Consider the following 17557-nt stretch of genomic DNA (forward strand, 5'->3'; position numbering starts at 1 on the left):
CGGCCCCGAAGATCGGCGACCGGAGGGCGGCCCCCGAAAGACCGACGACCGCCGACCTGAGGGCGGCCGTCGAGAATCGAAGGCCGTCACGCCGGGGAGGGCATGCTCTCGCCGCCGTGCCAGGAACGCCACAGTGCCGCGTACGGCCCGTCGGCGGCGACCAGCTCGTCGTGGGTGCCGAGTTCGATGATCCGGCCGGCCTCCATCACGGCGACGCGGTCGGCGTCGTGGGCGGTCTGCAGGCGGTGGGCGATGGCGATGACGGTACGCGAGTGCAGCACCGCCGCCAGCGACCGTTCGGCAGCCCGGGCCGCGGTCGGGTCGAGCAGTGCGGTCGCCTCGTCGAGGATGACCGTGTGCGGGTCGGCGAGGACCACCCGGGCCAGCGCCAACTGTTGGGCCTGCGCGCCGTCGAGCGGGTGTTCCCCCAGGTCACGGTCGAGGTCGTCGGCCCAGTCGGCGCCCACGGTGCGCAGCGCGGCCTCGAGTTCGGCGTCGGGCGCGGCGACCATCAGGTTCTCCCGCAGCGTCTCCCGGAACACGTGGTGTTCCTGGGTGACCAGGACGACGTGGCGGCGTAGCCGGTCGGGTGGCAGTTCGGCGATGGCGACGCCGCCGACGGTGACGCTGCCGGCGGTGGGGCGTTCGACACCGGCGACGAGCCGGCCGAGGGTGGATTTGCCGGCGCCGGAGAGCCCGACGATGGCGAGCCGTTCGCCGGGGCGGACGGTCAGTTCGACGTCGTGGAGCACATCCCGGCCCTCGTCGTAGGCGTACCGGACGGCCCGTACCTCGATCCGCTCGTCGACGGGTTCCCGGTCGACGGTCAGTACCGGGGCCGGGACCGCGCCGAGGCCCTCGACCCGGGCGAACGACGCGCCACCGGCCTGCATCTGGTCGAGGAAGATCAGGATGGTGTCCAGCGGGCTGACCAGCTGCCGCAGGTAGAGGACGGCCGCGGCGACGGTGCCGACGGTGACCCGGCCGTCGATGTGCAGGAGCCCGCCGAGAACCAGGGCGAGCACCGCCGGCACCGCGTACGACGTCTCGGCCAGCGGGAAGAACACGCTGCGCAGGCCGAGGGTGACGAGCCTGGTGCGGCGGGTCTCGGCGAGGGCCGCGTCACCGGCGGTGATCCGCTGCCGATGCAGGGCGAACGCTTCGACGGTCCGCGCGCCGTCGGTGGTGGCGGCGAGTTCGTCGGCGAGTCGGGAGGTGGCGGCGCCCTCGGTGAGGTAGGCGCCGCGGGCCCGTCTGAGGTACCAGCGGGTGACGAACCAGATGCCGGAGAAGCCGATCACGCCGACGACGCCGAGCAGCGGGTCGAGCACGATCACCGCGACGATCAGGAACACCATCTGGACGAGGCCGACGAAGATCGGTGGCAGGAAGTCGCGCAGCGCGGTGGCGACGCCGTCCACGTCGGTGCTGCCGCGGGCGGCCAGGTCACCGGCCGGGGTGCGTTCGACGACCGAGGCGGGCAGGCCGAGAACCCGGTCGAGGAAGAGTTCCCGGATGCGGGCGGCGGTGCGTTCGCCGAACCGGTAAGCGGCCGACAGCGCGTACCGGGACAGCAGGGTCTGTGCGAGAGCGCAGACCAGTACGGCGAGGGCGAGCCGGTCGACGTCGCCGACCCGGCCGCCCGCGGCGACGGTGTCGATGATCCGGCCGAGTAGCCACGGCCCGCCGAGCCCGGCGGCGGCGGCCAGCGCACTGAGGACGAGCATCCCGGTGACGGCCCGGCCGTCGGCGGCGATCAGCCGCCGGGCGGCGACGACGACCTCACGGGGACTGGCGACGGGTAGCAGCGTGGTCATTCGTCGTCTCCGAACGCGCGGGCCACGAGGGCGCGGTAGCCGGGTTCCGCGGCGAGCAGTTCCCGGTGGGTGCCGGTGGCGGCGACCCGGCCGCCGACCAGGTAGTGCACGGTGTCGGCCCGGTCGAGCAGCACCGGTGAGGTGGTGGCCAGGACGGTGCCGCGGCCGGTACGCGCGGTGCTGAGCCGGTCGGCGATGGCCGCTTCGGTGTGTGCGTCGACGGCCGACGTGGGTTCGGCGGCGAGCAGCATCTCCGGGTCGGCGTAGACGGCCCGGGCCAGCCGGACCCGCTGCCGCTGCCCGCCGGACAGGTTGCGCCCGCCCCAGTCGATCGGCCGGTCCAGGTCGTCGCCGACGTCGTGGGCGACCGCGGTCTGCAGGGCGCGGTGGACCCGGTCGTCGTCGGGTTCGGCCGGGCCGGCGACGACGACGCGCAGCGGCCCGGCGAACAGGTCGGCGTCGTGGGTGGCGACCAGGATCCGGGACCTGATGTCGGGCTGGGCGATCCCGGCGAGCGGCCGGCCGCCCCAGGTGGCGTCGCTGGGCCGGTAGCGGCCGAGCCGGTCGAGGATTTCGGCGGCGTCGGCCGGGCGGTCACCGGCCAGCGCGGTGAACCGGCCGGGTTCGGCGCACACCCCGGATTCGGGGTCGCGCAGCGGGGCCGGGCCGGGCGGTGCCGGTTCGCCGGCCGGGTCGTCCTCGGGCAGCCGCAGGAAGTCGGTGATCCGGCGGGCGGCGACGATGCCCCGGGTGACGTCGAACCCCACGAAGATCATCACGTTGACCGGGATGACCAGCATCGCGGTGTAGCCGTAGACCGCGACCAACTGCCCGGCGGTGAGGTCACCGTCGACGGCGAGCCGGGCGGCCAGCCAGATCACCACGGCCAGGAACACCACCGGCAGGCCGTCGCCGAGCGCCCCGATCCAGCTGGACGGCCCGCCGACCCGGTAGCCCTGGTCGCGTAGTTTCGCCGACTCCCGCCGGTACCGCTCCAGGTGGGTCTGTTTGCCGCCGAGCCCGTTCAGGATCCGCAGCCCGCCGATCACGTCGACCAGCCGGCCGTTGAGTTCGCCCTGGTGGTGGCGGTACCGACCGGCGGCCCGCTGGGTGCGGCGCAGCAGTGGCGCGATGATCAGCGCCAGCACCGGCACCCCGATCAGGACGACCGCGGCGAGCAGGCCGGAGATCTGCTCCAGCAGGAACGCGACCACGCAGAACGCGATGATCGAGGCCACGCCGACGCCGCCCGCGTTCATCGCCCGGCCGACCGTCCACACGTCGGAGATGCCGATGGTGACCACCTCACCGGCGGTGACCCGGCGGGGCAGCGCGGCGCCGAGCCGGGTGGCGTGGGTCATCACCAGGTCGGCGGTCTTCAGCGCGGCGGCCAGCCGCAGTTTGGTCATGCTGCGGTGCCGCATGATGCCGAGGCCCGCGCTGGCCGCCCCGACGAGCAGGACCACCGCGGCCCAGGCGAACAGGACACCGGCACGACGCGGCGCGAGGCCGCGGTCGATGGCCTGGGAGATGAGGTACGGGGTGACGGCCAGACTGACGAACCAGAGCGAGCCGTACATCGCCCCGCGCGCCACCCACCCTTTCACCTGCCGTGCCAGCCACCACAGATATCGGACGGGTCCGCGCGTATCCACCACATCGGCCATGCTGCCGCACCGCCGCCGGGGCCTGTCATCCGATTTTCACCGGCTGTTCCACGTTCGGCCGGGCCAGCAGCACCACGGCCAGGGCCGCTACCAGGGCGAACCCGCCGGCCATGAGGACCGCGTCACTCAGCCCGTCGGCGTATCGGTTCTGCTGCGGGGAGACGTCGGCGACGACTGTGCCGAAGATCGCAACACCGAACGCGAACCCGAGTTGCCGGAACGTGTTCAACGTCCCGCCGGCCATGCCGCTGCGCTCGTGCGGCACCTCGGCCAGCACCGCCGACGACAGCACCGGCAGCACCACCCCGGCGCCCAGCCCGACCAGGATCAGGCCCGGGATGAGGACCGTCGCCGAACTGTCCGCGCCGACCACCGACTGGGCGAGGTCACCGGCCGCGATCAGCAGCAGGCCCAGCCCGATCGCCGGCCACGGCCGGACCTGTTGGAGGAACCGACCGGCCAGCGCGCCGACCAGCAGGGCGGCCCCGCTCAGCGGCAGCGCGCCGAGCAGCCCGGCGTCGACCGGGCCGTGCCCGAGCACCCGCTGCAGCCAGATCGTGGTGAACGGCAGGTAGGCGAACGCGGCCGCCTGGCAGAGGAACGCGGCGACGATCAGGCCGGTGAACCCGGGCTGCCGGAACAGGCTCAGGTCCAGCATCGGAGCGGCCGAGCGGCGTTCGACGGCGACGAACAGCACGACCCCGACCAGGCCGAGGGCGAGCGGACCGAGCACGACGGCGGCGGTCCAGCCCTCGTCGGCGGCCCGGATCAGCCCGTAGACCAGGGCGGTGGCGGCCAGGGTGAAGGTGACCGTGCCGGGGATGTCGAAACGGCCGGCCCGGTCGGAGCGGGACTCGGTGACCGTACGCATGGTGAACCAGACCGCGACCACGACGATCGGCAGGTTGACCAGGAAGATCCAACGCCAGCCGAGATGTTCGGTGAGCAGGCCGCCGGCCAGCGGCCCGGCCGCGGTGGCGGCGCCGTTGACCGCGCCCCACACGCCGAACGCGACGCCCCGGTCGCGGCCCCCGATAGGTGACGTTGAGGATGGCCACCGTGGTGGCGAACATCGCGGCTCCGCCGACGCCCTGCAGCACGCGGGCGCCGACCAGCGTGTCCACACTCGGCGCGACCGCGCAGAGCAGCGAGGACACACCGAAGAGCAGAAGACCGATGAGGTACGTGACTCGACGGCCGTAGCGGTCGGCGAGGGCTCCGGCGCCGAGCAGCAGTGCGGCGAGCGCCAGGGCGTAGCCGTCCAGGACCCAGGCCAGGTCGTCCGGGCCGGCTTCGAGGTGGGCGGAGATGCTGGGCAGCGCGACGATCACGATCGTGACGTCGACGAGGAGCAGGAAGGTGCCGAGACAGACGGCGATCAGGGGTGACCACTTTCGCATGCGCCGTACTCTGCCGCCCGTCCTTCCGAACGCACCACGTTTTCGACGGCATGCGGCGGATCTCGACATTCGGCTAGGGTCTTGCGGGTGGATATCGACACGCTGGATCGGCAGATCGTGCACGCGCTGCGGGTCGACGGTCGGGCCGGTTACCGGGAGATCGGCGCGGTTCTCGGTGTCTCCGACCAGACGGTGGCCCGGCGCTACCGGCGTCTACGGGAGGGCGCCGGGGTCCGGGTGGTGGGCATGCCCAATCCGATCCGGCTCGGGTATGAGTCGTGGATGCTGCGGCTGCACACCTCACCGGACATGGCCGGGCCGCTCGCCGACGCGCTGGCCCGCCGACCCGACACGGCCTGGGTGAGCGTGTTCTCCGGCGGCACCGAGATCAGCTGCCTGGCCCGGCTGGCCGCGCACGCCGACCGGGAGTCGCTGCTGCTGGACAAGCTGCCGCGCACGCCCCGGCTGGTGTCGGTGACCGCACACTGCCTGATCCACCATTTCGTCGGCGGCGCGGTCGGCCCGGACCGGCGCGACGACGCACTGACCGCCGAGCAGGTCGCCGCACTGACCCCCGACGGGGTGCCGGCACCACCACCCCCGCCGTTCACGATCGGCGGCTCCCCCCAGCCCGGCGACCCGGACGTCCCGCTCGACATCCGGACAGCGCGACCAGCCGGGCTCCCACCGACCGAATCGGCCGGACGTCCTCCGGTGCGGCCGGCCGGACTTCCGCCGGCTGAATCGGCCGGGCTTCCTCCGGTGCGGCCGGCCGGACTTCCGCCGGCCGAGTCGGCCGGGCTTCCTCCGGTGCGGCCGACCGGGCTTCCTCCGGTGCGGCTGGCCGACGGTGATGAGGCGCTGCTCGGGGTGCTGTCGCGGGACGGGCGGGCCGGTTACGCCGAGCTGGCGGCGGCGACCGGCTGGCCGGAGTCGACGGTTCGTCGCCGGATGCGCGAGCTGCGCCGCAGCGGGGCCCTCTACTACGACGTCGAGGTGCAGCCGCAGGTGTTCGGTTTCCTGGCCCCGGTGCTGCTCTGGGTGACGGTGGCACCGTCCCGGCTGGCCGCCGTCGGAGCCGCCCTGGCCGAACACGAGGAGGTCGTCTTCGCGGCCGCCACCACCGGCTCGACGAACCTGGTCGCGACGGTGATCTGCACCGACATGGCGGCCTTCTACCGCTACCTGACCGAACGGATCAGCGGCCTCGACGGCGTCGACCGGGTCGAGTCCGCGCCCCTGTTGCGGCATGTGAAGCAGCTCGGCCGAGTGTGAACACCCCGTTACGTTCCCGCGTCTCGGGCAACCATCGGCCCCCAGGGGACGTCATTGATCGATGAGGGCGTCACGCCCGGCGCGTCGGCGGGATCGCGGTTCGCGGTCGGCCGGTGTGACGGAGCTCTTTGCGAGGGGCGGCGGCACCGGTTCGGGCCGCCGCCCCTCAGCATGTCCGTTTCAAACGCCCGCCTCACACGACGGCTTCACGCGAGCGTTTCGCACGACGGCTTCACCCGAGCGTTTCACACGACGGTTTCACCCGAGCGTTTCGCGGGACCGCCTCCGCAGTCGTCTCGCACGGCCGTGAGCGCGAGGGTTCCTATGGGCGTTCGACGCGGGTCGGGTTGCCGCGGACCAGTTCGTCGTGGATCCGCCACCGGGCCGTCTCGGCGGCCTGTGACGCTGCCGCATCACCGGCTTCCAGGCGTTCCCGGATGAGCCGCAGCGCGATGCCGCGGTTCAGGCTGAACTGCCGCTCGGTGTCGGCGACCACCACGATCCCGCTGGGCCGATGCGTGGCCCGGACCGCGGTGCTCGCCTTGTTCCGATGCTGGCCACCGGGCCCACCGGTCCGGGTGGGCACGATCTCCACATCGGCCTCGTCGAAGACGGTCCGCTCGACATCCACCGAACAGGGCTGCGCTGTCACATACCAGTTCTTGCGCCCCAGCCCGGCCCGATAGGGACTCGGCGCCTGCCAGCACAGCGTCCCACTCCACGAATCCACGAACTCCGCCGCCCCGTCCCCACCGATCTCCAGCAGAATCGACCGAAACGTCCCGGCTCGCTCCCCGGCCACGCTCTCCACCCGCCGGGTCACGATCTTCCGCTTCGCGGCATCGGCCTCCAGCCGACGAACCAGCCGGGCCAGCGCCCACGAGCACTCTTGCGGCCCGCGACCAGCAGAAACCATCAGATGTCGTACGGCCATCGTGCCCCCCTTCCAGAAGGTGCGAGGCCGGCCGTCCCCGATGGGTGAGCCATCCCGCCCGCCCTCACCCCGCCCGACAAAACACCCACGCCGGAACCGGCCAAAACACCGACCTGTGGACGGTCCGCGCTCGGGATCACGCCCACCTCCGGAACGGCGCGATTCGGCCGGTGCCCAGTGGACGGGACGGCACTGTTCGGCAGCCGCCGATCGCCCCCGTCGCCCGACAGGAGCCCGCTCCACGGCAGCCGCCGACCGAACCCGCCCCGCGGCGAGGCTCCGGCCCGGTGAACACCGGCCGACACAGTCCGCCGGTGGCCGGCGCCGGATGAGCAGCGCGTTTCCACCAGCCGATCACCGGCTGCCACCGCCGACCGCGTGCCGGGACCCACCGCGCCGGGGCGGTCTGGTGAAGAACACCGGCCGGGGCGGTCGGTCGGCGAACCGCTTCCACCGCAGCACCGGCACACACCCGGTGACCCCCCGCAGCGCCGCGGCACTCGACGAGGACGAGGACGAGGACGACGCAGATGAAGCAGACGAAGCAGCCGCGCTCATCGACGGCCTCCCTTCCGCGGCGCGAGATCGGCCGTCTTGTAGGTGACCAGCGGGACCGTGCTGACGACAGGCGTGGCGAGCCGGTGCGTGACCAGGTCGCCGATCACCTGCTCGATCCGTTTGTAGGCGCCCGGTGCCTCCTCGAAGAGCAACTGCCGGTCGCCGCAGACGACGATCGAGCCGACGGCCGTACGCCGAAGCTCCTCGACCGTGTGTTTGGCCTTGCCGCGCCGCAGCGCGTCGGTCCGGGACATCTTGCGTCCGGCGCCGTGCGCCACCGAATGCCCGGCCGACGGGCCGGAGTGCCCGGTCACCAGGAAGGACCGGGTGCCGCGGGTGCCGGCGATGAGCACGTCGGCGCCGTCGCCGGGCGCGGCGCCCTTGCGGTGCAGGTAGTGACCGTCGCGGATCTCGACGGAGTTGTGGCAGACGTCGGTGACCGGTTCGCCGAGTTCGGCGCCGAGCGCTTCGGCGACCCGCTCGGCCATGATCCGCCGGTTGAGGTGTCCCCACCGGACGGCGTCGTCGTGCGCGGCCAGGTAGGCGGGCGGGTCGGCGGCCGGGCCGGCCCCGTGCACCTCGGTGTGCGACCGCAGGATGCGCTCGCCGAGTCCCCGGGAGCCGCTGTGCACGATGAGGACGGTGTCACCGGCGGCCAGGCCGAGCCGCTCGGCGTGACCGCTGTCGAGGATCTCGTCGACCCGGGCGAGTTCGACGAAGTGGTTGCCGCGGCCGACGGTGCCGAGCTGGTCGGTGTATCCGGCCGGGACGTCGAGGCCGGTCGGGTCGACCGGTTCGTCCAGGTCGGGGAAGCGCCCGGCCAGGCGTTCCGGGACGACCCGCTTGAGTTTGACGGGGTACACCGCGATCCCGCAGCCGATGTCCGAGCCGACCAGGAACGGGTAGAGCACCGAGGAGAGCATGGCGGCGCCGATCGGGGCGCCCTTGCCGGGGTGCAGGTCGGGCATCCCGGCGACGTGGATCATGCCGTCCAGGGCGGCGACCTGGTGGCACTGGTCGACGGCGTCGGTTTCGATCCAGCTGCCGGGCTCGGCGAAGACGGTGACGGTGGCACGTGTGGACTGCTGTGAAGACAAAATGCTTCTTCCCATGACGGTGGGGCGCGGCCCGCGGAGAGCGGGGGCGCCAGGCTGAGGGCACGGTTCACGGCACGCCGACGAGGGCGGTGCCGGAGTGGCGCGGCAGGGGACGCCGCGGGGTGCGCTGGGTGAAGGCCTCAGTACGTCATGCGGTCCACCCAACCGGACCGGCCGGACCACGGCAACCGATTTAAGGTCCGCCTGACATACCGCCGGGTTCAGGTACGGGCTGGGATTACCTCGTTTGTTACCGGCGGGTTAACTTATTGACATCCATCGATTCCAGGAGCCCCAATACCCCAGGGAGTTCCCATGCCCGTTCCTGCCCGAATCCGGAAGGCCCCGCTACTGACCGCTCTCTGCGCCGCCTTCGTCCTGGCGACGCCCGCACTACCGGCCGCGGCCGCCAACCCGTACGAGCGCGGCCCGGCACCCACCAACGCCAGCATCGAGGCGTCCCGCGGCACGTTCGCGATCGCCCAGGTCACCGTGGCACGCGCCAGCGTCTCCACGTTCGGTGGCGGAACCATCTACTACCCGACCGACACCAGCGCCGGAACGTTCGGGGCCATCGCCATCTCCCCCGGCTTCACCGCGTCGCAGTCGAGCATCGCCTGGCTCGGCCCGCGGCTCGCCTCACAGGGCTTCGTGGTGATCACCATCGACACCCGCAGCACCCTCGACCAGCCGGACAGCCGCGGCACACAGTTGCTGGGTGCCCTCGACTACCTGACGAACACCAGCTCGGTCCGCACCCGCATCGACGCCACCCGCCTCGGCGTGATGGGCCACTCGATGGGCGGCGGAGGCAGCCTGGCCGCGGCCCGGACCCGACCCGCACTGCAGGCGGCGGTCCCGATGACCCCGTGGCACGGCACGAAGAGCTGGACCACCGTCCGCGTACCGACCCTGATCATCGGAGCCGAGAACGACACGGTGGCCCCGGTGTCGTCACACGCCGAACCGTTCTACACGAGCCTGACCACCGCGCCCGACAAGGCCTATCTGGAACTCAACAACGCGAGCCACTCGGCACCGACCGAGGGTGGCAGCGTGACCGTCGCCAAATACAGCCTCTCCTGGCTGAAGCGCTTCATCGACAACGACACCCGCTACGACCAGTTCCTGTGCCCGGCCCCGTCCGGCACCGCGATCCAGGAGTACCGGGACACCTGCCCGCACTCCTGACGCTCCGCACCGAGGGTCCGGCCGCGCGGCCGGACCCTCTCGCGGCCTGTTTCAGAGGCAGACCCAGCAGTAGAGGTGCTCGCCGCCCGCACGGGCCGCGCGGGCGAGGGCCACCAGGTCGGTGACCACCGGCACGAGCTCGTCGTCGGCCGCGCCGGGTCGGTAGATCTCCTCGATCCGGACCCACCGGGCGGCCAGCTCCGGGATCCGCCCGTCATCGACCCCGGCGAGCGTGTCGCGCATCTCGTCGGTCAACTGCTCGACCCAGGGCCCCTGGTGTTCCATGAGATCCTCCGGGTCGAGCACCGGCCACACCAGACGAATGCCGGACGAACCGGCCGCCCGGCCCACTCCGGCGATGAACGCACACAACGCACCGACGCACACGGCCGCGTCCAGCCATTTGACGTCGACCACTTCGGTGACCCACTCCTCGATGGTGCCCGGAGGATCAGCATCGGTCCGGTCCATCAGATCGGTCACGGTCGCAGCGTCCGGACCTCGGAAGTAGTCATACATCACACCCATGGCGCAGCACTCTAGACTCCGGTGACTCTCTAATCGGCGAGCCAGGTGTGCAGGGCTCCGCCGTACGGGGTGAAGGCCAGCGCCGCCAGCAGCACCCAGACACCGATCGCCAGCAGGGCCCGTCGGGTTCGCCGGCCGTCGCCGTCCTGTCGGGCGGCGGCCACCGTGAAGCCGCCGAGCAGCACGCCGGCGGTCGCCACCGGGACGACGAGCATGGTGGTCACCCGGGCGATGCCGAAGATCCACGCGAACGGGTTGGTGGCCGAGTCCCAGCCGAGCGGGATCGAGTCCTTCGGGTCGCCGAGCCGATCCAGTCCGGGCGCGAACAGTGCACCCCAGTCGCCGCTGCGTACCACCGCGAGCACCAGCACCCCGAATCCGCCGAGCAGGTACAGCGTGATCAGCAGGAACTGTGCCGCACCCAGCAGCCGGGTCTTGATCATGGACGGCAACCTACAACCCTCCACTCAGCACACCGGCGGCGGGCGTCAGAACAGGGTCGGCGGGCCGTCCGGCTCCGGTGCCGGCAGAGGCGGCGGCTCGGGCAGCGGCTCCAGGCCGGGCACCAGGGCACGCACCTCGTCGTGGAAGCGGCGACACAACTCGGGCGCGTCCGCGTTGTCGGGGGTGTGCACGAAGAACGTGGGCGACCGGCCTTCGCGCAGCCACCGGGCGACGATCGGGACCCAGCGCCGCCAGCCGTCGACGGTGCGGTCGGTGGCGTCCCGGCCGAGGTAGCGGATGATCGGCCGGTCGGTGAGGGCTTCGGTCCGCAGCGGCATGCGGGGCTTCTTGAGCCACGCGTCACGTTCGGCGTCGCTGGTCGGAGGCGTGCGGAAGAACTCGGTCGTGTCGAACGGCACCCACTCGGCGCCGGTGTCGGCGAGCAGTTCCTCGAGGCGGCGCGGCTCGTGGAAGAAGGCTGGATCGCGGACCTCCACGGCGTACCGGAAGGAGTCGGGCAGGCGCCGCAGAAACCGGGAGAGAGCCGGGAGGTCGCCGGGTCCGAAGGATCCCGGCAGTTGCGCCCACAGGGCGTGCACGCGGTCGCCGAGCGGCTCGATCACGCGCAGGAATTCCGACAGTCCGGAGGTGTCGGTGAAGGACGAGTGTGTCACTTCGCGCGGGAGTTTCAGGACGAACCGGAAGTCGGCCGGTGCCTGCGACGCCCAGCCGGCAACCGTGTCGAGGGTCGGCGTCGCGTAGAAGGTGGTGTTGCCCTCGACCGCGTTGCACCACCCGGCGTACGACCGAAGACGATCGGTTCCGGACGCCGGGATGAACCGGCCCTGCCACGACTTCAGGCTCCACATGGCGCAGCCGACGTGCAGCCTCACCGCGAACCCCACCGATCCGCGTGCACGGCCCGGTCGAGGGGCCGTCGCTGCCGCCAGCCGTGCCGCTCCAGGTCGGGGACCGTGGCGAGGTGGCTGACCGGCCCGACGCAGAGCCAGGCCACCGGCCGGATCCCGGCCGGGATGCCGAGCAGCTCACGGAGGAACTCCTCGCGGTAGAACGACACCCAGCCGACACCGAGGCCCTCGGCGGTGGCGGCCAGCCACAGGTTCTGGATGGCGAGGCAGACCGAGTAGAGCCCGGCGTCGGCGATGGCGTGCCGGCCGAGGACGGCGGGCCCGCCGCGGGACGGATCGTAGGTGACCACGATCGACAGTCCGGCCTCCAGCACCCCGTCGATCTTGATGCGGGCGAACCGTTCGGCGGCCTCCCCGCTGAGCGTGGCGGCGAAGACGTCCCGTTCGGTGCGGACGTGCTCGTGGAAGGCCGCCCGCACCGATTTCGAGCGGACCAGCACGAAGTCCCACGGCTGGGAGAGGCCGACGCTCGGTGCGGCGTGCGCGGCGGTGAGGATCCGGTCGAGGACCTCGTCGGGGACCGGCTCTCCGGTGAATTCCGCCCGAACGTCCCGGCGGCGGTGAATGACGTCGTAGAGCCCCTCGATCACCGACGGACGGTATCAGCCGCGGGACGCCGGGTCACCGCCGCCCGAGGCAGGACCGTGATGGGGATCAGCGCCGGACGGTGCCGGTCGAGGCGCGTGCCACCAGGGCCGGTACGAACGTCGCCTGCTCGTGCACGTGATCCGGATTGGTGGCCTCGTCCAGGACGAGGCGCGCCGCGGTACGGCCGAGCTCCTGCCGTGGCTGCCGGACCGAGGTGAGCGGCACCGCCGCGGCCGCCGCGAAGTCGATGTCGTCGAATCCGACGATCGCCAGGTCGTCGGGCACCCGCAGGCCGGCCGTGACGGCGTGCTGGAGCAGCCCGAGGGCGAGCAGGTCGTTGGCGCAGAACGCGGCGGTGGGCCGACGCCGGGACGGCAGGCCGGCCAGCCGTTCGCCGGCCGAGCGCCCCTCGTTGACGGTGAGCGCCTCGGTGGGCAGGTGGATCAGGTCGTCCTCGGGCATCCCGAACTCGTCCCACACCGCCCGCGCGCCCTGAAGCCGCTCCCGGACCTGGCCGATACTGGCCGGCCCGCCCACGAATGCGACCCGCCGATGTCCGCGATCGATCAGGTGCTCGACGGCGATCCGGCCGCCGAGGACGTCGTCGACGGCGACCGAGCAGTGCCCGCCGGCCCGGCTGAACCGGTCGACCATGACGAACGGCAGCCCGCGCTGGGCGAGGTCGGCCAGGTGCGGGGCGTCCGGGTCGACCGGGGTGATCAGGATGCCCTGGACGCGCTGCTGGAGGAGCCGGTCGAGGTGTTTGGCCTCGCGCTCGGAGCGGCCGTTGCTGTTGCAGACGAACAGCGACAGGTCGGCGTCCTCGGCGGCGGTCTCGATGCCCTCGGCGACGTCGTGGAAGAACGGGTTGCCGCCGTCGAGCATCACGTAGGCCAGCGCCCGACTGGTGCCGGCCCGCAGCTGGCGGGCCGACTCGTTGCGCACGAATCCGAGCTCGGCCATCGCCCGCTCGACGCGCTCGCGGGTGGCGGCGCTGACCACGGCGGGCCGGTTCAGCACGTTGGAGACGGTGCCCAGGGAGACGCCCGCGGCGGCGGCGACGTCCTTGACCGAGGGGGCTCGACCGTTGCGGGGCTGCTGAGTCAACACCTGGGCCTTTCTAACCGTGGCGGGGACGGGCGCCCTGATGGTAAGCACGACGCTTGAAACATTTCAATCCCGCCCGGAGGCGCAACGGTGTACCAACGTGTATACCAAAGTCACTCATGACCACACCGCCCCCTCCGACCCGCTCCGGCGACCCGGCCGAGGTGGTCCACGAGCGGCTGCGTGAGGCCGTCCTCCCGGCCGAGGTGCGCCCCGATCACCGCCTCGTGGAGACGACCGACTGGAGGCCGGCCGCACACCCGGTGCGTGAGGTGCTGTTCCGGCTGGTGCAGGTAGGTCTTGTGATCCAGCGTACGGGCTGGGTGGCCCGCTATCGCACCCCCGTCGAGATCCCGGCGGCGATCGAGGCCCGGGCGGGCGTGGAGGCGTACACCGCATCCCTCGCGGCGGCCGGATCACCGAGGCCCGCAGATCCATCACCGGAACCCGAACCGGCCCGCGGTCCGCACTCCGGCCGACGACGAGATCGTCGACGCCCGGCTCCGGCAGCCTCCAGGAGGGCGGTCGCGGCGCAGCCGGGTGCGGGGTCGGTGTGGTCGGGTGGGTGTGGCCGTACCGCATGGGCATTATGGTCTTCCGGTGTTGAAGTTGCCGAAGGCCGAGAGTGCGGAGGCGTTCGACGCCCTCGACGAGGGGGTGCTGCGGGCCGGGGCCGAGGAGCTGCTGCGGGAGCTCGGGGTGGATGCGGCGGCGCACCGGTTCGCGTCCGGCTCGTTGCCCGTCTATGCCGCCGGCGAACTCGTTCTGAAGCTGTTTCCGCAGGTCTACCGGTCGGAGTTTCCGGTCGAGACCGGGGTTCTGCGGGCGATTCATGGACAGCTGCCGATCGCCACGCCGCGGGTGACGGCGGCCGGGGAGCGCGACGGCTGGGGGTTCGTGCTGATGGAACGGATGCCCGGGACACCGCTGACCGGGGTGTGGGACCGGATCGCGCCCGGTGACCGGGACCGGCTGGCCGACGAACTCGGGACGGCGGTGGCGGCGCTGCACGCGCTCGCACCACCGGAGATCGACGACTGGTGGCCCGACGACTGGGACGGCTTCGTGGCCGGGCAGCGCGCCGGGTGCGTGGACCGCCAGCGCAGTCGGGGCCTGAGCGAGGCCTGGCTGGACCGCATCCCGGAAGCGCTCGACGTCGATCTGACCGACCGACGGCGGGTGCTTCTGCACACTGAGATCATGCGGGACCATCTGCTGGTGGCACCGGGCGCGGACGGCCGGTGGCGGTTCAGCGGACTGATCGATTTCGAACCCGCGATGCGGGGCGCACCCGAGTACGAGTTCGTCGGCGTGGGCTGTTTCGTCGCCGAGGGTGACCGGCGGTTCCTGGGGCGGTTCCTGCGCGCCTACCGGCACCCGGTCGACGACGGGTTCCCGCGCCGGATGGTGGCCTGGTCGCTGCTGCACTATTTCAGCAATCTGCCCGCCTGGATGAAACGGCTACCACCGGCGGCGTCCTTCGACGAGCTGGCCGAACGCTGGTTCGGTGTGGCATGACCGTGCTGCGTCCGGCCACCACGGCCGACGTCGAAGCGATCATGGACGTCCAGGAGGAGGGTTCGGTCCGGGCGCTGTCCGAGATCTTCCCGCAGGACGAGTACCCGTTCCCCCGCGCCGAACTCACCGAACGGTGGCTCACCGAGATCAACGACCCGGCGATCCGGGTCCTGGTGATCCTCCAGGACGGACGGGTCGCCGGATATGCCGCATTACTTCAAGATCAACTTCTTCATTTCGGTACGGCCACCCGCACCTGGGGCACCGGGCTGGCCTCGGCCGCGCACGACGAACTCGTCGAGATGCTCGGTGGCACCGGTCGCCTGTGGGTGCTCACCGGCAACCACCGGGCGAGACGCTTCTACCAGAGAATGGGCTGGCAGCCGACCGGGATCTCGGTCCCCGACGAGTTCCCGCCACACCCGGAGCTCATGGAATACCACCTGCCCGCCCGCACCACACCCACCCACCCCGCGACTCCCCGACCACCTCACGGGCTGCGGACGCCACGCACGCCACCACGGTCGTCACCCACACACGACGCCACGTAGACGACATCCGGCCGACCCCGCTCCACCGGGATCCGAACCGTGTGCACCGGCCCCACCAGACGATCCAACGTCGCCGCGAAGCCCGGAGCGGTGGACGCACTCCACAGCGCAAGCACCCCACCCGGCCGCAGATGCTCCCGCAGCATGGCCAGACCGGACCGCCGGAACAACCCGGTGCCATGATCGACGATCGTCCAACCCGGACCGTTGTCGACATCCAGGCAGATCGCGTCGAACCGATCACTGGTACCGGTGAACCACACCGCCAGGTCGGCGGTCACCACCCGCACCCGCGGATCGTCCAGCGCCCCCTCGCTGAACGGCCGCAACACCCCCCGATGCCACGCCACGACAGCCGGCTCGACCTCCACCACGATGATCTCGACAGCGTCCGTACGAACCGCCTCGGCCAGCGCGAACCCCACCCCCAGCCCACCGAGAAGCAGACGCGGACGCGGCCCGACCGCCGCCAGGGCAGCCCGCACCAGCACCCGCTCCGAACGGCCGGACCGCGTGTCCATCAGGAAGACACCGTTGCTGATCAGCTCGAAGTGTCCATCCCGGCTCCGCAGGACCAGCTCCCCCCGATCGGTGAAGACCCGTTCCTCCATGGGCGGCAAGCCTACGCACCCGATGGACCCACGTCGATGCGCTACGGTGACTCATCGTGAACCCCGACGACGGCATGACGGTTCCCGATCACTGCACCCAAGCCCTCGACCGGGCCCGGCGGCACAGCGTCGACACCACCGGAGCCCTGGCCGTCGCCCACAACCGCAACAGCGGCACCGACATCTACCTGCTCGTCTACCCCGACCGACTGGAACTCGCCAGCACCGGCAGCCTGATGGGCACCGGCGCCGGCCGGGAACGCGTACCCCTCACCTCCGTCGACGACGTGACCGCCCGTGATCGCCTGATCCGGTCGTCGGTCGAGATCAGCACCGGCGGCAACACGCTGTCGTTCAGCGCCGACCGACACACCGCCGCCTACCTGGCCGCCCTGATCCGCCGGCGGATGACCGCCGCCCCCGACCACACGGCGCTGCTGCACAACCTGGCCGAACTCCACGCCGCGGGCGTGCTCACCGATGACGAGTACACCGCCAAACGAGCCGCCCTGCTCGCTAACCCAGAGCCGTGATCAGGGCCGCCGCCTCCGTGCTCCGCGGACGATCACTGACCTGACCGTCACCGATCTCGACGACCCGCCACCGGCCATCCACGTGCCGCGCCAGATCGACGGTCACGAACGGCAGATCAACCCCACCGAGATCCGGGAGTACGACGTCCGCCGGCGGCAGTTCACCCGGAGTGTCCGGATGCGCCGTGACCAACCGGCACACCCCGCCCACCCACCAGGTACGCACCTCGGCGCCGACGAACGACTCGAACCGCCGCACCACGAACCCACCGGCGAAACCGTTCCCCCGCAACTCCCGGAACCGGCTCGCCACCGCCCACGCCGCAGCATCGTCGGCGACGTCCGGCAGGTACGCCGCCTCATGCCAGTAGTGCTTCATCGACTTCGTGTAGTCGCGCAGCACCGCCGGTCCCGCACCCAACTCACCGCACACCCGCCGGAACTCCGCCCGCCCGTCCCCGACCGTCCACACCGACTCCGGGGTGTCCCCGACGATCGCCGCATACCAGCCGGGCAGTTCGTGCGCCCGCCGATACTGCTCCGGCCCGGTCCGCAGCGACACCCCACGGGCGGTGAGGGCCCGCGCCATCGCGGCATACCGGTCGGCGTCCAGCATCCAGCCGCGATAGACCGCATCGGCACCGGCCGGAACCCGCGCCACCCCGCCGTCCGCGTCATCGCTCGCCAGGGCGTCGTGGTCGACCAGCGCCACCTCGATCCCGGCCTCCCGGGCGGCACCCGCCTCGTCGGCGAAATGCTCGTCCGGACGACGCGGGCGAAGAACATCGGAGGGCACCAGCAGCATCACG

Annotated in this window: 17 protein-coding genes and 1 pseudogene; 5 read left to right on the forward strand and 13 right to left on the reverse strand. The window is 71.9% G+C overall.

Going from position 1 to position 17557, the window contains the following annotated elements:
- Positions 1 to 86 precede the first annotated feature (86 nt).
- From Q0Z83_RS30645 to Q0Z83_RS30660, 4 genes and pseudogenes are all read right to left on the reverse strand, one after another.
- Complete coding sequence (locus tag Q0Z83_RS30645) at positions 87 to 1817, reverse strand: ABC transporter ATP-binding protein (protein ID WP_317786710.1); 1731 nt, start codon at positions 1815 to 1817, stop codon at positions 87 to 89.
- Complete coding sequence (locus Q0Z83_RS30650; protein WP_317797162.1) at positions 1814 to 3397, reverse strand: ABC transporter ATP-binding protein; 1584 nt, start codon at positions 3395 to 3397, stop codon at positions 1814 to 1816. Before Q0Z83_RS30650 ends, Q0Z83_RS30645 begins: the two co-directional genes overlap by 4 nt.
- 112 nt (positions 3398 to 3509) lie before the next feature.
- Positions 3510 to 4487 (reverse strand): MFS transporter, encoded by a 978-nt coding sequence (locus Q0Z83_RS30655; RefSeq protein WP_317786711.1) that lies wholly within the window; start codon positions 4485 to 4487, stop codon positions 3510 to 3512.
- Positions 4488 to 4563: 76 nt separating this feature from the next.
- Positions 4564 to 4953, reverse strand: a pseudogene (locus tag Q0Z83_RS30660) (MFS transporter); the annotation flags it as partial.
- An 18-nt stretch (positions 4954 to 4971) separates the two neighbouring features.
- On the opposite strand from Q0Z83_RS30660, the gene Q0Z83_RS30665 reads away from it, so the two are divergent.
- Positions 4972 to 6159 (forward strand): Lrp/AsnC family transcriptional regulator, encoded by a 1188-nt coding sequence (locus tag Q0Z83_RS30665; RefSeq protein WP_317786712.1) that lies wholly within the window; start codon positions 4972 to 4974, stop codon positions 6157 to 6159.
- Positions 6160 to 6481: 322 nt separating this feature from the next.
- Here the strand turns inward: Q0Z83_RS30665 and prfH are convergent, their stop codons facing one another.
- Positions 6482 to 7093, reverse strand: a complete 612-nt coding sequence (prfH, locus tag Q0Z83_RS30670) for a peptide chain release factor H (protein ID WP_317786713.1) — start codon at positions 7091 to 7093, stop codon at positions 6482 to 6484.
- A gap of 554 nt (positions 7094 to 7647) precedes the next feature.
- Positions 7648 to 8748 (reverse strand): RNA ligase RtcB family protein, encoded by a 1101-nt coding sequence (locus Q0Z83_RS30675; RefSeq protein WP_317786714.1) that lies wholly within the window; start codon positions 8746 to 8748, stop codon positions 7648 to 7650.
- Between the two features lie 315 nt (positions 8749 to 9063).
- Here Q0Z83_RS30675 and Q0Z83_RS30680 point away from each other — a divergent pair, with 315 nt between their 5' ends.
- On the forward strand, positions 9064 to 9939 hold the full coding sequence (locus Q0Z83_RS30680; RefSeq protein WP_317786715.1) for a poly(ethylene terephthalate) hydrolase family protein: 876 nt from the start codon (positions 9064 to 9066) through the stop codon (positions 9937 to 9939).
- Positions 9940 to 9990: 51 nt separating this feature from the next.
- On the opposite strand, the gene Q0Z83_RS30685 is transcribed toward Q0Z83_RS30680, so the two are convergent.
- From Q0Z83_RS30685 to Q0Z83_RS30705, 5 genes are all read right to left on the reverse strand, one after another.
- Positions 9991 to 10467 (reverse strand): hypothetical protein, encoded by a 477-nt coding sequence (locus tag Q0Z83_RS30685; RefSeq protein ID WP_317786716.1) that lies wholly within the window; start codon positions 10465 to 10467, stop codon positions 9991 to 9993.
- 29 nt (positions 10468 to 10496) lie between these two features.
- Positions 10497 to 10910, reverse strand: a complete 414-nt coding sequence (locus Q0Z83_RS30690; protein ID WP_317786717.1) for a hypothetical protein — start codon at positions 10908 to 10910, stop codon at positions 10497 to 10499.
- A gap of 45 nt (positions 10911 to 10955) precedes the next feature.
- Positions 10956 to 11804: a DUF72 domain-containing protein gene (locus Q0Z83_RS30695; RefSeq protein ID WP_317786718.1), complete on the reverse strand. Its 849-nt coding sequence runs from the start codon at positions 11802 to 11804 to the stop codon at positions 10956 to 10958.
- Entirely contained in the window at positions 11801 to 12427 is a 627-nt protein-coding gene (bluB, locus tag Q0Z83_RS30700) for a 5,6-dimethylbenzimidazole synthase (RefSeq protein WP_378078121.1), read from the reverse strand. The genes Q0Z83_RS30695 and bluB overlap by 4 nt, the downstream gene beginning before the upstream one ends.
- Before the next feature lie 67 nt (positions 12428 to 12494).
- Positions 12495 to 13538 (reverse strand): LacI family DNA-binding transcriptional regulator, encoded by a 1044-nt coding sequence (locus Q0Z83_RS30705; RefSeq protein WP_317786720.1) that lies wholly within the window; start codon positions 13536 to 13538, stop codon positions 12495 to 12497.
- A gap of 597 nt (positions 13539 to 14135) precedes the next feature.
- Between Q0Z83_RS30705 and Q0Z83_RS30710 the strand changes: the two genes are divergently transcribed.
- Together Q0Z83_RS30710 and Q0Z83_RS30715 are read left to right on the forward strand one after the other, a co-directional pair.
- A complete protein-coding gene (locus Q0Z83_RS30710; RefSeq protein WP_317786721.1) occupies positions 14136 to 15053 on the forward strand; it encodes an aminoglycoside phosphotransferase family protein in 918 nt (305 codons plus the stop codon).
- The gene (locus Q0Z83_RS30715) at positions 15050 to 15604 is read left to right on the forward strand and encodes a GNAT family N-acetyltransferase (protein WP_317786722.1); all 555 of its coding nucleotides are present in this window, start codon (positions 15050 to 15052) and stop codon (positions 15602 to 15604) included. The genes Q0Z83_RS30710 and Q0Z83_RS30715 overlap by 4 nt, the downstream gene beginning before the upstream one ends.
- Here the strand turns inward: Q0Z83_RS30715 and Q0Z83_RS30720 are convergent.
- A complete protein-coding gene (locus tag Q0Z83_RS30720; protein WP_317786723.1) occupies positions 15544 to 16215 on the reverse strand; it encodes a spermine/spermidine synthase domain-containing protein in 672 nt (223 codons plus the stop codon). The two genes, Q0Z83_RS30715 and Q0Z83_RS30720, sit on opposite strands and share 61 nt — an antisense overlap.
- Positions 16216 to 16271: 56 nt before the next feature.
- Between Q0Z83_RS30720 and Q0Z83_RS30725 the strand changes: the two genes are divergently transcribed.
- The gene (locus tag Q0Z83_RS30725; RefSeq protein ID WP_317786724.1) at positions 16272 to 16748 is read left to right on the forward strand and encodes an SHOCT domain-containing protein; all 477 of its coding nucleotides are present in this window, start codon (positions 16272 to 16274) and stop codon (positions 16746 to 16748) included.
- Here Q0Z83_RS30725 and Q0Z83_RS30730 read toward each other — a convergent pair.
- Entirely contained in the window at positions 16732 to 17553 is an 822-nt protein-coding gene (locus Q0Z83_RS30730) for an ATP-grasp domain-containing protein (protein WP_317797164.1), read from the reverse strand. The genes Q0Z83_RS30725 and Q0Z83_RS30730 overlap by 17 nt on opposite strands.
- Between the last annotated feature and the right edge of the window lie 4 nt (positions 17554 to 17557).

Source organism: Actinoplanes sichuanensis, assembly GCF_033097365.1.
GTDB lineage: Bacteria > Actinomycetota > Actinomycetes > Mycobacteriales > Micromonosporaceae > Actinoplanes > Actinoplanes sichuanensis.

Bases quoted from the DNA above. Each gene is read 5' to 3' on its own strand.
- Q0Z83_RS30715 (WP_317786722.1), top strand. From the start codon at position 15,050: ATGACCGTGCTGCGTCCGGCCACCACGGCCGACGTCGAAGCGATCATG.
- Q0Z83_RS30730 (WP_317797164.1), bottom strand. From the start codon at position 17,553: ATGCTGCTGGTGCCCTCCGATGTTCTTCGCCCGCGTCGTCCGGACGAG.
- prfH (WP_317786713.1), bottom strand. From the start codon at position 7,093: ATGGCCGTACGACATCTGATGGTTTCTGCTGGTCGCGGGCCGCAAGAG.
- Q0Z83_RS30720 (WP_317786723.1), bottom strand. From the start codon at position 16,215: ATGGAGGAACGGGTCTTCACCGATCGGGGGGAGCTGGTCCTGCGGAGC.
- Q0Z83_RS30685 (WP_317786716.1), bottom strand. From the start codon at position 10,467: ATGGGTGTGATGTATGACTACTTCCGAGGTCCGGACGCTGCGACCGTG.
- Q0Z83_RS30650 (WP_317797162.1), bottom strand. From the start codon at position 3,397: ATGTACGGCTCGCTCTGGTTCGTCAGTCTGGCCGTCACCCCGTACCTC.
- Q0Z83_RS30690 (WP_317786717.1), bottom strand. From the start codon at position 10,910: ATGATCAAGACCCGGCTGCTGGGTGCGGCACAGTTCCTGCTGATCACG.
- Q0Z83_RS30680 (WP_317786715.1), top strand. From the start codon at position 9,064: ATGCCCGTTCCTGCCCGAATCCGGAAGGCCCCGCTACTGACCGCTCTC.
- Q0Z83_RS30645 (WP_317786710.1), bottom strand. From the start codon at position 1,817: ATGACCACGCTGCTACCCGTCGCCAGTCCCCGTGAGGTCGTCGTCGCC.